This is a genomic window from Streptomyces sp. NPDC026417, assembly GCF_055567695.1.
The window spans coordinates 1-18,272 of record NZ_JBVHPY010000009.1 but is presented as its reverse complement, the minus strand read 5'-3'; the positions used below and the strand labels follow the sequence as shown (position 1 = coordinate 18,272).

Annotated in this window: 14 protein-coding genes and 1 pseudogene; 10 read left to right on the top strand and 5 right to left on the bottom strand. The window is 71.4% G+C overall.

Going from position 1 to position 18,272, the window contains the following annotated elements; translation table 11 throughout:
• Positions 1 to 36 precede the first annotated feature (36 nt).
• The 4 genes from ACZ4NT_RS16180 to dnaK all read left to right on the top strand — a co-directional run bounded on the left by ACZ4NT_RS16180 (position 37) and on the right by dnaK (position 5,421).
• Positions 37 to 1,098, top strand: coding sequence for an AAA family ATPase (locus ACZ4NT_RS16180; RefSeq protein ID WP_121407071.1), 1,062 nt, complete (start codon positions 37 to 39; stop codon positions 1,096 to 1,098).
• Positions 1,095 to 2,894, top strand: a complete 1,800-nt coding sequence (locus tag ACZ4NT_RS16175) for a DUF2201 family putative metallopeptidase (protein ID WP_183117081.1) — start codon at positions 1,095 to 1,097, stop codon at positions 2,892 to 2,894. Before ACZ4NT_RS16180 ends, ACZ4NT_RS16175 begins: the two co-directional genes overlap by 4 nt.
• 66 nt (positions 2,895 to 2,960) lie before the next feature.
• A complete protein-coding gene (locus ACZ4NT_RS16170; protein WP_121407072.1) occupies positions 2,961 to 3,389 on the top strand; it encodes an OsmC family peroxiredoxin in 429 nt (142 codons plus the stop codon).
• 133 nt (positions 3,390 to 3,522) lie between these two features.
• Positions 3,523 to 5,421 carry a molecular chaperone DnaK gene (dnaK, locus tag ACZ4NT_RS16165; protein ID WP_467725862.1) on the top strand — a complete coding sequence of 633 codons (1,899 nt, stop codon included), beginning with the start codon at positions 3,523 to 3,525 and terminating at the stop codon, positions 5,419 to 5,421.
• 22 nt (positions 5,422 to 5,443) lie between these two features.
• Here dnaK and ACZ4NT_RS16160 read toward each other — a convergent pair whose 3' ends face one another.
• Together ACZ4NT_RS16160 and ACZ4NT_RS16155 are read right to left on the bottom strand one after the other, a co-directional pair.
• The gene (locus ACZ4NT_RS16160) at positions 5,444 to 6,307 is read right to left on the bottom strand and encodes a helix-turn-helix domain-containing protein (RefSeq protein WP_467725861.1); all 864 of its coding nucleotides are present in this window, start codon (positions 6,305 to 6,307) and stop codon (positions 5,444 to 5,446) included.
• Between the two features lie 109 nt (positions 6,308 to 6,416).
• Complete coding sequence (locus ACZ4NT_RS16155; protein ID WP_467725859.1) at positions 6,417 to 7,247, bottom strand: helix-turn-helix domain-containing protein; 831 nt, start codon at positions 7,245 to 7,247, stop codon at positions 6,417 to 6,419.
• Between the two features lie 297 nt (positions 7,248 to 7,544).
• On the opposite strand from ACZ4NT_RS16155, the gene ACZ4NT_RS16150 reads away from it, so the two are divergent.
• Positions 7,545 to 7,850 carry a 4a-hydroxytetrahydrobiopterin dehydratase gene (locus ACZ4NT_RS16150; RefSeq protein WP_121407076.1) on the top strand — a complete coding sequence of 102 codons (306 nt, stop codon included), beginning with the start codon at positions 7,545 to 7,547 and terminating at the stop codon, positions 7,848 to 7,850.
• A 38-nt stretch (positions 7,851 to 7,888) separates the two neighbouring features.
• Here the strand turns inward: ACZ4NT_RS16150 and ACZ4NT_RS16145 are convergent, their stop codons facing one another.
• Together ACZ4NT_RS16145 and ACZ4NT_RS16140 are read right to left on the bottom strand one after the other, a co-directional pair.
• Positions 7,889 to 8,356, bottom strand: a complete 468-nt coding sequence (locus ACZ4NT_RS16145) for a hypothetical protein (protein WP_467725856.1) — start codon at positions 8,354 to 8,356, stop codon at positions 7,889 to 7,891.
• Complete coding sequence (locus tag ACZ4NT_RS16140) at positions 8,356 to 8,922, bottom strand: hypothetical protein (protein ID WP_467725855.1); 567 nt, start codon at positions 8,920 to 8,922, stop codon at positions 8,356 to 8,358. The genes ACZ4NT_RS16145 and ACZ4NT_RS16140 overlap by 1 nt, the downstream gene beginning before the upstream one ends.
• Before the next feature lie 72 nt (positions 8,923 to 8,994).
• On the opposite strand from ACZ4NT_RS16140, the gene ACZ4NT_RS16135 reads away from it, so the two are divergent.
• A complete protein-coding gene (locus ACZ4NT_RS16135; RefSeq protein WP_467725854.1) occupies positions 8,995 to 9,969 on the top strand; it encodes a helix-turn-helix transcriptional regulator in 975 nt (324 codons plus the stop codon).
• Between the two features lie 86 nt (positions 9,970 to 10,055).
• Positions 10,056 to 10,373 (top strand): annotated as a pseudogene (locus ACZ4NT_RS16130) (rhamnogalacturonan endolyase family protein); the annotation flags it as partial.
• Between the two features lie 59 nt (positions 10,374 to 10,432).
• Here ACZ4NT_RS16130 and ACZ4NT_RS16125 read toward each other — a convergent pair.
• Positions 10,433 to 13,348 (bottom strand): glycoside hydrolase family 48 protein, encoded by a 2,916-nt coding sequence (locus tag ACZ4NT_RS16125; protein WP_467725852.1) that lies wholly within the window; start codon positions 13,346 to 13,348, stop codon positions 10,433 to 10,435.
• Positions 13,349 to 13,599: 251 nt separating this feature from the next.
• Between ACZ4NT_RS16125 and ACZ4NT_RS16120 the strand changes: the two genes are divergently transcribed.
• From ACZ4NT_RS16120 to ACZ4NT_RS16110, 3 genes are all read left to right on the top strand, one after another.
• Positions 13,600 to 15,075, top strand: a complete 1,476-nt coding sequence (locus ACZ4NT_RS16120) for a cellulose binding domain-containing protein (protein ID WP_467725850.1) — start codon at positions 13,600 to 13,602, stop codon at positions 15,073 to 15,075.
• A gap of 11 nt (positions 15,076 to 15,086) precedes the next feature.
• Entirely contained in the window at positions 15,087 to 16,796 is a 1,710-nt protein-coding gene (locus ACZ4NT_RS16115) for a glycoside hydrolase family 6 protein (RefSeq protein ID WP_467725848.1), read from the top strand.
• A 198-nt stretch (positions 16,797 to 16,994) separates the two neighbouring features.
• Positions 16,995 to 17,918: a class I SAM-dependent methyltransferase gene (locus tag ACZ4NT_RS16110; RefSeq protein WP_121407081.1), complete on the top strand. Its 924-nt coding sequence runs from the start codon at positions 16,995 to 16,997 to the stop codon at positions 17,916 to 17,918.
• The last annotated feature ends 354 nt before the right edge of the window (positions 17,919 to 18,272 follow it).

The window sequence follows — 18,272 nt, the reverse complement described above, 5'->3', positions numbered from 1 at the left end:
TGCGCGCCCTTCTCGAACACTTCCCAGGAGCCCTGCGTGCAGGCAGCCGTCACCGTCACCCCCGCCCGGATACCCGACCTGCTGCTCGGTCTCGCGACCGTGCGGCCGGTCTTCATCTGGGGCGCTCCCGGCATCGGAAAGTCCTCCCTGGTGCGGGAGTTCGCCGAGTCGCTGGGGCTGGAGTGCGTGAGCCTGCTCGGCACCCAGTTGGCGCCCGAGGACCTCATCGGCGTCCCGCAGATCCGTGACGGGCGTTCGGTGTTCTGCCCGCCCGAGGCGATCGCCCGCGACGAGCCGTACTGCCTCTTCCTGGACGAGCTGAACGCGGCGACGCCCGACGTCCAGAAGGCCTTCTACTCGCTGATCCTGGACCGCCGCATCGGCGCCTACGAGCTGCCCGCCGGGTCCATCGTGATCGGCGCGGGCAACCGGGCCACCGACAACGCGCTGGCCCGCCCGATCGCCTCCGCCCTCGTCAACCGCCTCACCCACGTGCACCTGGAGGCCTCGCCGAAGGACTGGCTGGCCTGGGCCGGCGCCCACGGCATCCACCCGTGGATCCTCGACCACCTCACCGACCGCCCCGACCACCTGTGGTCCAAGCCGCCCAAGACCGAGGAGCCCTTCTCCACGCCTCGCTCCTGGCACATGCTCTCCGACGCGCTGCACTCCTTCGGTCCCGCCCTCGACGAACCGACCCTGAAGATCGTCGCGCACGGCACGCTCACCCCCTCCCACGCCGTCGCCTTCTGCGGCTATGTGAAGGTCGTGCGCAGCCGGTTCGGCATCGAGGCCATCATCAGGGGCGACGCCCGCTGGCCGGGCCGCCCGGAGGACCGCGACCTGCTCTACTACCTCGCCGAGTCCTTCCGGGGCCGTCTCGTCAAGGAACTGCCCGCCGGCCGGGAGCACCTGTCGGCGAACGGCCGGCAGACCGCGTACCGCGCCAAGTCGCTGCTCGTGCAGCTCGCCGAGATCTCCGTCGAGGTCGCCCAGAGCGTCATCGCCGCGGACGCCGACGGCAACCCCGTGCTGCCCGCCTGGTTCCTCGTGGAGGCGGCGCGGGACATGCCGCGCCTGGTCGAGGCGCGCCGGTGAGCCGCACGGCGAAGCAGCGGGCGAAGCGGCCGGACGCGGCCGCGGAGGCGTTCGCGGCGGGGATGCAGCTCGTCCACGCCAACCCCGCGCTGGCCGCGACGAGGGTCACCGTCTGCCGCCAGGAGAGCTGTCCGGCCGGGCCCCGCGACGGCCTGGTCCGGGTCGACTCGTGCGGCACGCTCCACGCCCACGCCACGCGCCGCGCGGCCCCCGCCGAGTGGGCCTGGGCCATCGCGCACGGCCTGATCCACCTCGGTTTCGGCCATGTGCCGGCGGCGACCGGTGAGCGCGAGCAGCCGGACCGCTTCGACCTCGCCGCACGCTGCGTCGTCGTCAACCGCTTCCTGCTCACCTTCTCCGTCGGGCGCACCCCCGAGGACCTGCCCGCCTCCTACCCCGACGGCGACGAGGAGCAGCTGGCCGCCCGCTGGCGCCGCGACGGCATTCCGCCCGTCTACGAGCACTGCGGCACGGCCGGCGGCGCACCCGACCAGCTCCTCGTGCCCTGGAACAGGTGGAGCGGGCGCACCCCGGACTGGCAGCTCGACTTCGCGCACGCCCTGACCCGCACCATGGCCACCGCGATGGACCTGGCGGGCGGCCGGCGCGACTCGATGACCGGCGCGCCCACCCGGCTGCAGCCCTGGGAGCGGGCACTGAGCTGGTTCGTGTCGTCGTACCCGCTGCTCGGCGGGATCGCGGCCGGCATCACCCTCGTCGCCGACGCGGAACTCGCCCGCGCGCACGACATCTCCGTCGCCGCGGTGGACGCGGAGGCCGGCGAGATCTACGTCAACCCGCTGCTCCGGCTGGAGGACGAGGAATGGCGGTTCGTCCTCGCCCACGAGATGCTGCATGCCGCGCTGCGCCACGGCGACCGCTGCGGCCCCCGCGATCCGCTGCTCTTCAACGTCGCCTGCGACTACGTCGTCAACGGCTGGCTGCTCGCCATGCAGATCGGCACGATGCCGGAAGGGCTCCTGTACGACGCCGACTTGACGGACCTCTCGGCCGAGGAGGTCTACGACCGCATCGTGGGGGACCTGCGCCGGATGCGGCGCAGGTCCACCTTGTGCGGGAAGGGCCGGCCCGACATCCTCGGCGGCCCCCTCGGTCCGCCCCGCGACGTCGTCGACCTCGACGAGTTCTACCGCCGCGGTCTCACCCGGGGCCTCGACCTGCACCAGCAGCTGGACCGCGGCTTCCTGCCGGGCGGCCTCGTCCAGGAGATCCGTACGCTCAGCCACCCGCCCCTGCCCTGGGACGCCCGACTGGCGCGCTGGTTCGACGAGTTCGTGCCCCGGCCGGAACCCGTCCGCAGCTATGCGCGCCCCGCCCGCCGGCAGGCCGCCACGCCCGACATCCCGCGCGCCGGGCGGTACTTCCCGCCCGAGGAGGTCGCCCGCTGCACCTTCGGCGTCGTCCTCGACACCTCCGGCTCGATGAACAGCACCCTGCTGGGCAAGGCACTGGGTGCCATCGCCTCGTACGCCGAGGCCCGCGACGTCCCGGCCGCCCGCGTGGTGTTCTGCGACGCGGCCCCCCACGACGCCGGATACCTTCCGGTCACCGAGATCGCCGGGCGGGTCCGGGTCCACGGCCGCGGCGGCACGGTGCTGCAGCCCGGCGTCGACCTCCTGCACCGGGCCGACGACTTCCCGCCGGGCGCGCCCGTCCTGGTGATCACCGACGGCGTCTGCGACGTCCTGCGGATCCGGCGCGAGCACGCGTACCTCGTTCCGCAGGGCGCACGCCTCCCGTTCACCGCTCGTGGCCCGGTCTTTCGCGTGACCTGAGCCCGAGTGTGATCGGATAGGGGTCACGAAAACCCGGGAACGGGACCACACCCGAAAGGACTCATCGTGGCAACCACGCGCTCCGCACACACTGTGTGGGAAGGCAACCTGTTCAAGGGCAACGGCGTCGTCACCTTCGACTCCTCCGGCAGCATCGGCGAGCAGCCCGTGACCTGGGCGTCGCGCGCCGAGGAGGCGAACGGCAAGACCAGCCCGGAGGAGCTGATCGCGGCCGCCCACTCCAGCTGCTTCTCGATGGCCTTCTCGAACATCCTCGACAAGGCGGGCACGCCGCCCACCAAGCTGGTCACCTCGGCCGACGTGAACTTCCAGCCCGGCGAGGGCATCACCGGCATCCACCTCACCGTCGAGGGCACCGTGCCGGGCATCGACGAGGCGGCCTTCGTCGCCGCCGCCGAGGACGCCAAGGTCAACTGCCCGGTCAGCCAGGCGCTCACCGGCACGACGATCACGCTGTCGGCCAAGCTGGCCTGACCCGCGCCCGTCCGACGATGCCGCGCCCCGTCACGGGGCGCGGCATCGTCGTTTGCCGGGCAGGCGGCATTGACAGATGTCCGCTCAAGTTTTGTGCTGGAGAGGGGGAGCGGCCGGTCGGAAGGGGACGGACATGGCGCGTGCGGTCGGGATCGATCTCGGTACGACGAACTCGGTGGTGGCAGTCCTGGAGGGCGGTGACCCCACCGTCGTCGCCAACGCGGAGGGTGCCCGCACCACCCCCTCGGTGGTGGCCTTCGCGAAGAACGGCGAGGTCCTCGTCGGTGAGGTGGCCAAGCGCCAGGCGGTCACCAACGTGGAGCGGACGGCGCGTTCGGTCAAGCGGCACATGGGGGACACCGCCTGGCGGTTCCCGGACCGGGGGGACGTCGACGGCACCCGCTACCGGGCCCAGGAACTGTCCGCGCGGGTCCTGCAGAAGCTGAAGCGCGACGCGGAGTCCTACCTCGGCGAGGAGGTCACGGACGCCGTGATCACCGTGCCCGCCCACTTCGACGACGCCCAGCGCCAGGCCACCAAGGAGGCCGGCGAGATCGCGGGCCTCAGGGTGTTGCGGATCATCAACGAACCGACGGCCGCCGCCCTCGCCTACGGGCTCGACCGGGGCGAGGAGCAGACCGTCCTCGTCTTCGACCTGGGCGGCGGCACCTTCGACGTCTCGCTCCTGGAGATCGGCGACGGCGTCATCGAGGTGAAGGCCACCAACGGCGACACCCGGCTCGGCGGCGACGACTGGGACCAGCGGATCGTCGACCACCTCGTCACCCGCTTCAAGGGCGCGCACGGCGTCGATCTCGGCCGGGACAAGATGGCGCTGCAACGGCTGCGCGAGGGGGCCGAGAAGGCGAAGATCGAGCTGTCCGGCTCCTCCGAGACGACCATCTCACTGCCGTACATCACGGCCTCCGCGGACGGCCCGCTGCACCTGGACGAGAAGCTGACGCGCGCCCGGTTCCAGGAGCTGACGGCCGACCTCCTCGACCGCTGCAGGGCCCCCTTCCACCAGGCGGTCGAGGACGCGGGGGTGAAACTGTCCGCGGTCGACCGCGTCATCCTGGTCGGCGGCTCGACCCGGATGCCCGCCGTGACCGACCTGGTCAGGGAACTCACCGGCAAGGACCCGCACAAGGGCGTCAACCCGGACGAGGTGGTGGCCGTCGGGGCGGCCCTCCAGGCGGGTGTCATCCGCGGCGACGTCAAGGACGTCCTGCTGCTCGACGTCACCCCGCTGTCCCTCGGCATCGAGACCAAGGGCGGCATCATGACCACCCTCATCGAGCGCAACACGACCATTCCCACCCGGCGTTCGGAGATCTTCACGACGGCCGCCGACAACCAGCCCTCGGTGGGCATCCAGGTCTTCCAGGGCGAGCGCGAGATCGCCGCGTACAACAAGAAGCTGGGCGTGTTCGACCTCACGGGACTGCCGCCCGCGCCGCGAGGGGTGCCGCAGATCGAGGTCGCCTTCGACATCGACGCCAACGGCATCATGCACGTCTCCGCGAAGGACCTCGCCACCGGACGCGAGCAGAAGATGACCGTGACCGGCGGCTCGGCGCTCCCCAAGGACGACATCGACCGCATGATGCGCGAGGCCGAGCGGTACGCCGACGAGGACCGCAGACGCCGCGAGGCCGCCGACACGCGCAACCAGGCCGAGCAACTGGTCTACCAGACGGAGAAGTTCGTCCGGGACAACGAGGAGCGCATTCCCGCCGGCACGCAGGCGGAGGTCGGCTCGGCGATCACGGAACTCAAGGCCCTCCTCGACGGCCCGGCCGACACGAGCGCCCTGCGCGCCGGCGTCGAGAAGCTGGCCGCGGTCAGCCAGCAGATGGGGCAGGCCATGTACGCACAGGCCCGCCGGTCACCGCCGCAGGAACCGGCCGGCGCCCCGGCCGAAGAGCGCGCCCCGGCCGACGAGGACGGCGTGGTGGACGCCGAGATCGTCGACGACGACAGGCCCGGCGGCGGGAGCGGCGACCGGGACGGCACCGCGGGCACCGGGTGACGGAACCGGTCCGCCGGGCGGTTCAGAAGCTCTCGCGGTACTCCCGCAGGAGCGCCTTGGTCCGCTCGGCGGAGGCGGCCCGCGCCGACATGTGGTCCAGCACCTCCAGATGCAGGGCCACCTCCAGGCGCGAGTCGAGATAGAGGGCGCCGGTCAGGTACTCGCTGTAGACCATGTCGGGCAGCTCGGGCTCCGCGAAACGGAACAGCGTGAAGGACGTGTACGTCCCCCGGTGCGGGCCGTCCGCGTACTCGGCGATCTGCAGCGTGATCTCGTCGTTCTCGGCCGCTTCGAGGAGCCGGTCGATCTGGTCGCGCATGACCTCGCCGCGAATGCTCACCGGGCGCCGCAGCACGGTCTCGTCCATGATCACCCAGAAGCGGGGCGGCTGTTCCCGGGTGAGCAGCTTCTGCCGCGTCATGCGCAGGGTGACGTGCCGCTCCACGGCCGCCGGGTCCGTCTGCCCGACGGTGCCGGCCTCCATGACGGCGCGCGCGTAGTCCTCGGTCTGCAGCAGCCCCGGCACGAAGTGCGGCTCGTACGACCGGATCATCCGGGCGGCGCCCTCCAGGCTGATGTGCATGCTGAACCAGTCCGGCAGCACATCGTGGAACCGCTGCCACCACCCCGCCTGATTGGCCTCCTCGGCCAGCGCGATGAAGCCCGTCACCTCGTCCTGGGGCACACCGTAGGTCGTCAGCAACACCTGGAGATACGGGATTTTGAGCGCGACCTCGGCCATCTCCATGCGCCGTACGGTCGCCGGGGCCACACGCAGCACGCGCGCCGCCTCCTCGCGCCGCAGCCCGGCGGCCTCCCGCAACTCCTGGAGCCGCCGTCCCAGTATCACCTGCCCCACGGTGGGCGCCGCCCGCCGCTCACTCACGCCACGCCTCCCCACGCGCCGAAGTACGTGAGCAGTGTGTCATGTTCCCCCGGAACCCTCACGGGGTCGGACGCATCACCCGTCCCGGCACGCGCTCGGTGATGGATCGTCAGGACACTTGTTGATGAAGGAACTTGGCGGTGGCCGGGTCCGCCGGGAGGAAGGTCTCGATGGCCAGCTCGGCGACCGTCACGTCCATCGGGGTGTTGAAGGTCGAGATCGAGGAGATGAAGGACAGCACCCGCCCGCCGTGCTCGATCCGCAGGGGCAGCGCGAAGGGCGCGACCGGCTCGTCCGGCTCCTCGGAAGCGGAGTGCTCCGGCACCGGGTGGGCCGCCACCTCCTCGTACAGGGCGCGCAGCGCGTCCGAGCGGTGGAGGGCGATCTGCCGGTCCATCTGCGCGAGCAGGTGCTCCCGCCAGGTGCGCAGGTTGCGGATGCGGGGGGCCAGGCCCTGCGGGTGCAGGGTGAGCCGCATGGCGTTCAGAGGGGGTTCCAGCAGGAACTCCGGGACGCCCTCCAGCAGCATGGTGATCCCGCGGTTGGCGGCGAGCACCGTGTACGTGGCGTCCACCACGAGCGCCGGATAGGGCTCGTAGCCCTGGAGCAGGCGCTCCATGCCCTGACGCAGCGCGTCCATCGACGGGTCGTCGAGCGGGGTCTCGGGGTAGCGGGGGGCGTACCCGGCGGCCAGCAGCAGCGCGTTGCGCTCCCGGACCGGCACGTCGAGGTGCTCGGCGAGACGCAGGATCATCTCCTCGCTGGGGCGGGCGCGGCCGGTCTCGACGAAGCTGATGTGGCGGGCCGAGGAACCCGCCCGGAGTGCCAGCTCCAACTGGCTCACCCGCCGCTGCTCGCGCCAGCCCCGCAGCAGCGGGCCGACGCCCTTCCCGGGCGGGGCGGTCGGGGGTCCGGCGGCCTCGGACACGGCTCTGGTCATGGGAGGACCGTAGCCGAGGAGCGGAACGGCGTGCCCGGGCCGGGAAGGGGGCCGGACCGCCACGGTCCTCGCGGCGGCCGGCCGAGGGTGGCGGCGGACACAGGGGGATGGAAGCTCGCGGCGTGGTCAGGGGGGTGGGCGACTCCCGGGGACGGGCTCGCGCCGGGGCCATGGTGGGGCAGCCCCGGGGAGGACCACCCGGCGTCGACCGGGTCCGGTGCCGCGACCGTGGCGCGTCCCTGTGGCAGGGTGAGTGTGAGCCCCTGCGCACCCCCGTCGTGAGAGAGGACCGAGGTCATGGCCGTCGAGCCGCTGCCCCGGAAGGAGATCGAGGACCGTCTGGCACAGCTGCCGGGCTGGTCGCTCGACGGAGACCGGATCGCCCGCTCCTACCGGCTGGGATCGCATTTCGCCGCGACCGCGATGGTCGTGCACATCGCCCAGGTGCAGGAGGAGCTCGACCACCACTCCGACCTCACCCTCGGCTACAACACCGTCGCCCTCACCGTGAACACGCACAGCGTCGGCGGCGCGGTCACCACCCTCGACTTCGATCTCGCCCGCCGGGTCGAGGAACTGGCCGCGGCCCACGGCGCGAGCTGAGCGGCGGCGCGGCACCGGCTCCGGTGCCGCGACACCCCCTAGGTGTCCGCCCGCCGGGTGAAGTCCATGACCCAGTTGGTCAGCCAGGTCTCTTCGTGGTCGACGGAGAAGGCCTGTTCCCAGCGGGCCGTGGTGGCCGAGACACCCGACCACAGGTACCGCACCCGTACGTCCCTGCCGTCGTGCGTGTCGTCCCCGTGGAACGTGCCGAGGCCCTCGACGAACCCGCCGGCCACCGGCGGGAACAGCCGGCCGCTGCGGCTGGACGACCAGTGCAGCGACCACTGCCCGCTCTCCGGTTCGAAGAGCCTCAGTGTGAGTCCGGTCCAGCCCTGGTCCGGCACCTTCATCTCGTCGATGTTCGCGGCCCCGCCGAACAGGCTCCGGCAGTGGGCGACCGCCCCGAACGCGTCCCAGCCGCTGCCGGGGTCGAGGAAGTCGGTGAGCCGGCGGTGGGCGACGTCCCACCTGCCGTGCAGGAAGTCGAAGTCGTGCGGGCTGCTCATCAGCGGTCTCCTGTGGTGCCCTCGGGAAGGGAGTCGGCGAGATAGGCGTCGAGGTCGGGGGTGCCCGGCGCGAGCAGATGCCGGACCCAGGCGTCGCGCTCGTGCAGGATCGGCGGCAGCTCCCACACGCAGCCGATCCACGGGCGGTCGAGGGTGACGAAGTGCGTCGGGTCGCGGTCCGGGCAGCCCAGCACCGGCTGGCCCGCCGCCGCGCCGCGGAAGTGCAGGACGTTGTCCCACACCCAGCTGTAGGCGTTGAGGTACGCGCCGTCGTCACCGCCCCGGTGCAGCACGACGAACGTCGCCGGCGGGGTGCCGTCCGGCACCGGGAGGAGCCGCGGCAGCATGGCGTAGGCCGCCCGCTGCACGTCCGGTGCGATGCCCGCCGCGTCGGCGGTGACGTGGTAGCGCTTGACCCACCGGCCCGCCACCTCGATCGGCGGTGGCACGGTCAGCAGCTTCTCGGCGAAGTCCGGGGAGGCGGGCGGCGGTGCGTCGTCCTCGGGGACCGGCCCCGGCACGGCACCCCGGGTGTCCGGGGCCGCGCCCTGGTTCGTGTACGTCATGGAGGGAAGCTAGAGGGCCTCCACTGACATCCTCTGTCAGTGAAGCCCGAAGGGATCTGGGACGCTGGCCGGGTGAAGTCAGCGCGCCTCGTGTCGATCCTGCTGCTGCTCCAGACCCGCGGGCGGATGACCGCCGCCGAGCTCGCCGAGCGGCTGGAGGTGTCGGTGCGTACGGTCTACCGGGACGTCGAGTCGCTGCACGCCGCCGGTGTCCCGCTCTACGGGGACGCCGGCCACGCGGGCGGCTACCGGCTCCTCGACGGCTACCGCACCCGGCTCACGGGCCTGACCACCGACGAGGCCGAGGCCCTCTTCCTGGCGGGCGCGCCCGGCCCCGCCGCCGAGCTGGGCCTCGGCTCGGTTCTGGCCGCCGCCCAGCTGAAGGTCCGCGCCGCCCTCCCGCGCGAGCTGCGTGAGCACGCCGACCGGGTCGGCGGCCGCTTCCACCTGGACGCGCCCGGCTGGTACGCCGACGGCGCCCGGGCGCCCCACCTGCCGGCCGTCGCCGACGCCGTGTGGAACAGCCGCGTCCTGCACGTCCTGTACCGCCGCTGGCGGACCCCCACCGACGTGGAGCGCCGGCTCGAGCCGTACGGCCTGGTCCTGAAGGCGGGCCGCTGGTACGTCGTGGCCGGACCGGGCCCCCGTACGTTCCGTGTCGACCAGATCCTCGAACTGGCGCCGACGGACGAGGAGTTCGCGCGTCCCGAGGACTTCGACCTCGCCGGGTACTGGACCGCGTACCAGCGGGATTTCCATGAACGACTGCACCGGGGCGAGGCGGTGGTCCGGCTCGCCCCGGGTGCGGTCGCCCGCCTGTCGCCCGCGGCCGCGCGCGCCGTCGAGGCGAACGGCGGCACCGAGCAGGGCGGTTGGGTGCGCGCCGTCGTTCCCATCGAGTCCGTCGACCGCGCGCACGACGAGTTTCTCGGCCTCGGCACGGACATCGAGGTGCTGGAACCCGCCGAGCTGCGCGACCGCCTCGCGCACACCGTCACCGTCCTGGCCGCCCGGTACGGCACCCCCGTCCCCGGCGGCGGCGACTGAGAGGCACAGAGCTCGTCTGTTCCTCCCAGGAGGTGACCACCGTGCAGCCCCCGCACCCGCACCCGCACCGTCACGGCAGACGCAGGATCTCCCGCATCCGCCTGTTTCCCGACCACCGCCGTCCGCGGCGCGCTCGCCGCCGCCGGCCTCACCGCACTGACCGCGTCCCCGGCCGCCGCGGCGACCGCCCGGCAGGCGGAGAGGCTCGACCGCGGCATGGTCAGCGTCCACACCGACAGCGGCAACCTGGTCAGCCGGCGCCGGCTCGGAACCGACCCGGACAACGTCTCCTTCAACGTCTACCGCGCCGGTACGAAGGTCAACTCCACCCCGGTCGCCGGCTCCACGAACTACTTCCACTCCGGGGCGCCGAACTCGCCGACTACACGGTCCGGGCGATCGTGCGGAGCCCCGCCGCCCGTCAGGTGGGCGGCGGGGCCGGTACGCGGAGCTGTAGCGGGGACTATTCGAGGAGCTCCGCGTACGAGCCCATGGCGAGGGCTATGTCCGCCTGGGCCCAGAACCGGTGGTACGTGAAGGTGGGCGCGGCGCCGCCCGCGAGATAGCTCTCGATCTTCGACCAGGCGGGGTCGTTCTTGTAGAACGACCGCAGGGACGCGAACGTCGACGAGGAGTTGATCGTGTCGCCGTTCGGCATCTTCCCGGTCCAGCCGCTCGGGACGTACACGCCGTCGTCGAAGCGGTTGTAGTCGGCGCGGGTCTCCGGGACGGCCACACCGAGCGCGTCCTGGTCGTGCTCCCACATGCCGTCGAGCAGTGCCTTCGCCGTCGTCTTCGCCGCCGAGTCACCGGACCGGTCGGCGTAGTACGTCAGGGTCTTGGCGTAGGCCGCCGCCACACCGACGTCGTTCGTGTAGTCGGCGACGGTGACGTGCAGCCCGCTGTTGGCGCCGGGACTCGACGCGTTCCAGGTGTCGGGCTTCCCGGACCACTTGAGGGTGGAGGGGACCTGGAAGGTGCCGTCGGGATTGACGGTCGTTTCGGACAGGGCCCAGTCGACCCACTTGTCGAGCACGGCCTTGGCGTCCGCGTCGCCCGTCTGCTGGTAGTACTCGGCGACGCGTTCCATGGACCACGCCTGGAACCCGAACCACTGGTTGGACGGCGGATCGTGGTACACGGGCTTCTCGTCGTAGTACATGCCGTAGAAGGTGGGCGTTCCGGCCGGCGGGGTCGCGTAGCGGCCTCCCCAGCTGTTGGTCGCGCCGCCCGCGATGGCGCCCTCGTCGGACTGCAGCCAGCGGTAGAACTCCAGCTGCCGGTCGAGGGACTTGGCCCAGTCCGCCTGCCCGGTCGCCGACTTGGGCTTCAGGTCGGCGTTGGAGCTGAGGGCGTAGGCGGCCAGGGGGTTCTGATAGCCGCCGTGGGTGTGGCTGGAGCCGATGCGCCAGGCCCAGCCCGCGGAGGTGTCCGTGGCGCCGCCCCAGGCGTAGTACCAGGACATCAGGTAGTGCGAGGCGTCCTTGCCGGTACCGGCCGGGCACGCCGCCGGGCCGACGCAGTTGCCGATCTTCTTGAAGTACTTGTCGTACATGGAGTAGCGCAGGTAGTCGCCCATCTTCGCGGCCTTGCCGACGGTCGTCGACACCTCGCCGCTCTTGCCCTGCTCCTTGGCCCAGACGTCGGCCCAGTAGGCCGCCTGCACGGCGCGTGCGTCGGCGTCGGGGGCGTTGGTGAACTTCCACTGCCTGGCGTACGAGGCGTCTCCGGTGAACAGGTCCAGATAGCCGTTGATGCCGCCGTACTTGAAGGCGTCGCACGTCGGCTGCGGGATCGTCTCCCACACCGACTCCTGCGGGCCGCGCTGGAAGGTGTTGATGTACGAGGGGCCGGTGGCCGTCGGACCCGCTTCGCACTTGCCGGGTTCGTTGCCGTAGCCGTAGACGTTGTCGACGTCCTGCAGCCAGTGCATGCCGTACACGTCGTCCGTGCCGTAGGCGCTCTTCAGCTCACCGGCGATCGGGTCGGAGCCGACCGGGACGCCGCTGTCGAGCTTGGCCGGGTACTCGTTCGGGGTGTCGTACTCGGGCGCGTACGTCGCCGGTTTGGCCGCGTTGTAGAAGGAGTTGGTCGGCTGATCGGCGTGCGTGGGGATCATGTACGTCTCCATGGTCGTCCACGCGGCGTTGAACTTGGACCAGTCGCCGGTGACCTTCCCGTACATCGCCTGCAGCCAGATCAGGTAGCTGTACGCCTCCGACGTCGTCTCGTGCCCGTGGTCCGGCGCCTCGACGATCAGCGTCTCGACCGAGTGGTAGGGGACGCCCTCGGGGGAGAAGTAGCCGTTCGCCGGGTTGGTGATCTTGCCGTAGAGCTCCAGGAAACGGGCGTCGTACGCCTTCGACGCGGCCAGCTCCGTGACGGTGACGGTCGCCTTGGTGTGGCCGGTCGCGGAGGCCGTGAAGGTGGCCGAACCGGTGCCCGACGCGTCCGCCGTGACGGTCACCTTCTGCGCCGTGTTCCAGTTGGACGGCGTGAAGGTGAGCGAGGAGCCGCCGGTCACGGACAGTCCCGTGTTGCCGCTCGTGCGTGCGACGGAGACCGTGACGTTCGCGCTCGGCTGCGTCGACAGCTTCACGTCGAACGTGCCGGACTTGCTCTGCTGCACGCCGAGTTGGGACGGTGAGGCGACCACGGCGGGTCCCGAGGCGACGGTGATGCCGACCGGTGTGGAGTCGGCCGAGGCGCCGAGGCTGTCGTAGGCCTTGGCGACCAGGGAGTGGCTTCCCGCCGTCAGCGAGCTCGTGGAGAGCGTGTACGGCGAGCTGGTGTCCGTGCCCAGCAGAGTCGTGTCGTCGTAGAACTCGACCTTGCTGATGCTCGCGTTGTCGGCCGCCGCGGCGGTGGCGGCCAGCGGGACCGGGTCGCCCTGCGTGTAGACGGCGCCCGCGGTGGGCGACGTCAGCACGGTGACCGGCGGCTGGTGGGCGCCGGCGCACGTCGTGCCGTTGACGGCGAAGGACGTCGGTGCGGTGTTCGTGCCGCTGTACGTGAACTGTGCGCCGGTGGTGACGGCGGCCCCGGCGGCGATCGTCCCGTTCCAGGAGGCGTTCTTGGCGGTGACCGTCTTCCCGGACTGGGACCAGGTGCCGTTCCAGCCGTTGGAGAGGGTCTGGTTTCCCGTGTAGGCGTAGCTCAGGGTCCATCCGCTGATGGCGTCGGAGCCCCGGTTGGTGATCGTCAGATCCGCGGTGAAGCCGGAGCCCCAGTCGTTCGTCCGGTAGTCGACGCTGCACTGAACTGCGGCCGCCTGCGCGGGGGTTGTGCTGGTGCTGAGCATGGTCAGCGGGAGTGCCAGGGCCGCCGCGACAGCGGTCCACATCCGCCGCGTGGTGCGGCGTCTCCGTCTGCGGTGCATGTGCTGGTTCCTCCTTGCGGCTCGGAGAAGTGGGGGAGGAGCAACAAGCCTTGAACCAGTGGGAGCGCTCCCATATTGGAGACGGTGGTGTGAGGGGTCAAGGTGCTTGAAGAGTCGAAATGATTCGATTGATCGACAGTGCAACCCCTCTGTTCTTTGACGTCGGTTGGCGCTAGCTTCATCGGCACCAGTGGGAGCGGTTCCATCAGTCGACGCGTCGGACGACGCGCCCGAACTGCAAGGAGTCGCTCATGCGACACCCCCCGCGATTAGCACTTTCCGTGGCCGGCGCCGCGGCCGCCCTCGTGGCAACCGCGATCGTGCCGGTCGTCACGGCTTCCGGAGCCACCCCCGCGTGCACGGTGGAGTACTCCGTCACCAACCAGTGGGACACCGGTTTCCAGGGCGCCGTGAACATCACCAACAACAGCGCAGCGGTGAGTAGTTGGACCCTCACCTTCGATTTCCCCGACGGTCGGAGGATCGGTCAGGGCTGGAACGCCAAGTGGTCCCAGTCCGGCCGGACCGTCACCGCGGCCAACGAGAGCTGGAACGGCTCGCTGGCCACGGGAGCCGGCGTCAGCGCCGGATTCATCGCCTCGTCGAGCGGCGGCAACACGGCGCCGACGGGGTTCCGGCTCAACGGCACCACCTGCAACGTGGACGCGGAACCCTCGCCCACCCCCTCACCGTCGGAGCCGCCGGCGTCCGGGACGGCACCCGCGCTGCACGTCTCGGGCAACAGGCTGACCGACGCCGACGGCAGGACCCGCAGGCTGCTCGGCGTCAACCGCTCCGGCGGGGAGTTCATGTGCGTCCAGGGCCGCGGCATCTTCGACGGCCCGGTCGACGAGGCGTCGGTGAAGGCGATCGCCGACTGGAAGGCGAACACGGTCCGCATTCCGCTCAACGAGGAGTGCTGGCTGGGCCTTTCGAACATCGACTCCCGGTACGGCGGTGCTCCCTACGTCGCCGCGGTCAAGGACCTGGTGTCCAAGGTCGAGGCGCACGGCATGACACCGATGCTCGAACTGCACTGGACGTACGGGCAGTACACCGGCAACTCCGCGGGCTGCTCGGACGTGCACGCCAGTTGTCAGAAGCCGATGCCGGACGCCCAGTACACCCCGCCGTTCTGGGCCTCGGTGGCGAACGCCTTCAAGGAGGACCCGGCGGTCGCGTTCGACCTGTTCAACGAGCCCTACCCGGACCGCGCGACCTCCACGGCCGGCCAGGCGTGGAGCTGCTGGCGGGACGGCGGGACCTGCCCCGGCATCGGCTACGAGGTCGCCGGGATGCAGGACCTCGTCGACGCGGTGCGCGGCACCGGTGCCAAGAACCTGATCCTGGCGGGCGGTCTCGCGTACTCCAACGACCTGAGCCAGTGGCTCTCGTACCGCCCGAGCGATCCGGCGGGCAATCTCGCCGCCGCCTGGCACGTCTACAACTTCAACACCTGCTCCACCGAGAGCTGCTGGAACTCCACGCTCGCCCCCGTCGCCGACCAGGTCCCGCTGGTGGCGGGCGAGATCGGCGAGAACACCTGCGCCCACTCCTTCGTCGACCGTGTCATGGCCTGGTTCGACGCTCGGAACCTCTCCTACCTGGGCTGGACCTGGAACACCTGGGACTGCTCCTCCGGCCCCTCCCTGATCACCGACTACGACGGAACACCCACGTCCTACGGCACCGGGCTGCGCGACCACCTGCGCTCCCTCAACGGATAGGAACCCCGCACATGAGCCGTACAAGAACAGCCCTGCTGGCGGCGCTCGCCCTGCTCGCCGGCGGATCGGGCACCGCAGCCGCGGCCATCCCCGGCGACATCGGCCCGGCCGCCGTCCCCTGCACCGTCGACTACAAGGTGCAGAACCAGTGGGACACCGGCTTCACCGCCGCCGTGACGATCACCAACCACAGCGCCGCGAAGTCCTCCTGGGCCGTGAAGTGGTCGTACGCCGGCAACCAGAAGGTCACCTCCGGCTGGAACGCGAAGCTCAGCCAGAGCGGTACGGCCGTCACCGCCGCCAACGAGAGCTACAACGGCACACTGGCGAACGGCGGCTCGGTCAGCTTCGGCTTCAACGCCTCCTACAGCGGCACCAACGCCCTGCCGGCCACCTTCACCCTCGACGGCGTGACGTGCAACGTCGACGGCGGAGGCGGCACGGATCCCGACCCCGGTCCCGATCCCTCCGGGCGGGCCGACAACCCGTACGCCGGTGCCAAGGTGTACGTGAACCCCGAGTGGTCGGCGAAGGCCGCCGCCGAGCCGGGCGGCAGCCGCATCTCCAACCAGCCGACGGGTGTCTGGCTCGACCGGATCGCCGCCATCAACGGCGTCAACGGCGGTATGGGCCTGCGGGACCACCTCGACGCGGCACTGGCCCAGAAGGGCTCCAACGAGATGGTCGTGCAGCTGGTCATCTACAACCTGCCCGGCCGTGACTGCGCGGCCCTCGCCTCCAACGGCGAACTCGGCCCGACGGAGATCGACAAGTACAGGACGCAGTACATCGACCCGATCGCGGCCATCCTCAAGGACAGCAAGTACGCGGGCCTGCGGATCGTCACCACCGTCGAGATCGACTCGCTGCCGAACCTGGTCACGAACGTGACGCCGCGCGCCACCGCCACCCCCAACTGCGACACCATGAAGGCGAACGGCAACTACATCAAGGGCGTCGGCTACGCGCTGAACAAGCTCGGTGACGTGCCCAACGTCTACAACTACATCGACGCCGGACACCACGGCTGGCTCGGCTGGGACGACAACTTCGGCCCCTCCGCCGACCTCTTCAAGCAGGCCGCCACCGCCGAGGGCGCGACCGTCGCCGACGTGCACGGCTTCATCGTGAACACGGCCAACTACAGCGCCCTCAAGGAAGACCACTTCTCGGTCAACGACACGGTGATCGGCGCCTCCGTGCGCACGTCGAAGTGGATCGACTGGAACCGCTACGTCGACGAGCTGTCGTACGCACAGGCCATGCGCAACCAGCTGGTCTCGATCGGCTTCGACTCCAAGCTCGGCATGCTGATCGACACCTCCCGCAACGGCTGGGGCGGCACCGCCCGGCCCACCGGCCCGGGGGCCACGACCAGCGTGGACACCTACGTCAACGGCGGTCGCTACGACCGGCGCATCCACCTCGGCAACTGGTGCAACCAGGCGGGCGCGGGCCTCGGCGAACGGCCGCAGGCGGCACCGGCCGCCGGCATCGACGCGTACGTGTGGATGAAGCCTCCGGGTGAGTCGGACGGGTCGAGCTCCGCCGTCGACAACGACGAGGGCAAGGGCTTCGACCGGATGTGCGACCCGACGTACACCGGCAACCCGCGGAACAACAACAACGCGTCCGGCGCACTGCCGAACGCTCCGCTCTCCGGGCACTGGTTCTCGGCACAGTTCCAGGAGCTCATGAAGAACGCGTATCCGGCGCTGTAGCCGCCGGGTGAGCGGGTTCGCCGGGGTCGGGTCGCGCATGCGCGGCGACCGGACCCCGGCGGCCCGCCGTCCGCCCGGTCGTGCGCACCGCGCCTCCTCGACACCGGATGGCCCTTTTTGCCGATCGCGCAACACGACTGGCCGATTCCGGGAGTGGCGGAGCACCCTGGCCGCATCCCGGACGAGAGGCTCACCCCCATGGCTCATGCTCACGACCACAGCGGACCCGCGCCCACGGGCCACCAGCACGGCGGCCCCGGCCACGCGGGCCACGACCACGGCCCCATGGACTTCGCCGAGATGCTCCCCTTGCTGGAGCAGGAGGCCGAGCTGTTCACCCCCCTCTACCGGAGCGCGGCGGCCTGGCTGCGGGAGATGGAGCCCGAGCCGGGACTGATCGTGGACGCGGGCAGCGGCCCCGGCGTCATCTCCTGCCTGCTCGCCGACACCTTTCCGCAGGCGCGCGTCGTCGCCGTCGACGGCGAGGAGACGCTGCTGGAACGGGCCCGCGAACGGGCCGGCCGGCGGGGTGTCGCCGACCGCTTCGGCACCCTGCGGGCCGAACTCGGCGACGGCCTGGACGACCTGGAGTACCCGGCCGACCTCCTGTGGGCCAGCCGGTCCCTGCACCACGTCGGGGACCAGCGGGCCGCACTCGCCGGGTTCGCGCGGAGCCTCGCGCCCGGCGGCACGCTCGCCCTGCTGGAGGGCGGCCTGTCCGCGCGCTTCCTGCCCCGCGACATCGGTATCGGCCGCCCCGGGCTGCAGGCCCGGATGGACGCGGTGCACGAGCACTGGTTCGCCGAGATGCGCGCGGAGCTGCCCGGCGCGGTCGCCGAGACGGAGGACTGGCCGGCCCTGTTGACCGCCGTGGGCCTGCGGCACGCCGCGACCCGCTCGTTCCTGCTCGATCTGCCCGCCCCGGTGTCCGAGGAGGCCCGTGCCTTCGTCGTCATGCAGCTCACCCGCCGCCGGGAGGGCCTCGCCGAGAGCCTCGACGCCGATGACCTGGCCACCCTCGACCGCCTGCTCGACCCCGACGACAAGGCGAGCGTCCACCACCGGCCGGACGTGTTCGTCCTGCTCGCGCAGACCGTGCACGTCGGGGTGAAGGGGGAGTAGCGAGGAACCCCTGCGCGCTCACCCGGCCCGCCGCTCACCGCGGACCGGCTTGCGGACGTCCGTGCGTGGGCGATCGGCCGACGTCGGTGTGCACAGCGTGACGGTGCGACCCGCGGGCCGGCCGAACCGGCCGGCGCTGCGGGTGCCGCCGCGAGGACGCGGTGGGGGGGGGGGGGGGGGGGGGGGGGGGGGGGGGGGGGGGACTGGGGGGGGGGGGGGGGGGGGGGGGTGGGGGGGTGGGTGGGGGGGGGGGGGGGGGGGGGAGGGGGGGGTCGCAGCCTTCAAGCAGGGGCGTAAATTCGGCGGCGTAGCAGTATATCGGCGGTTTTAGGCGGTGGTGCGATTGCCCTGGCG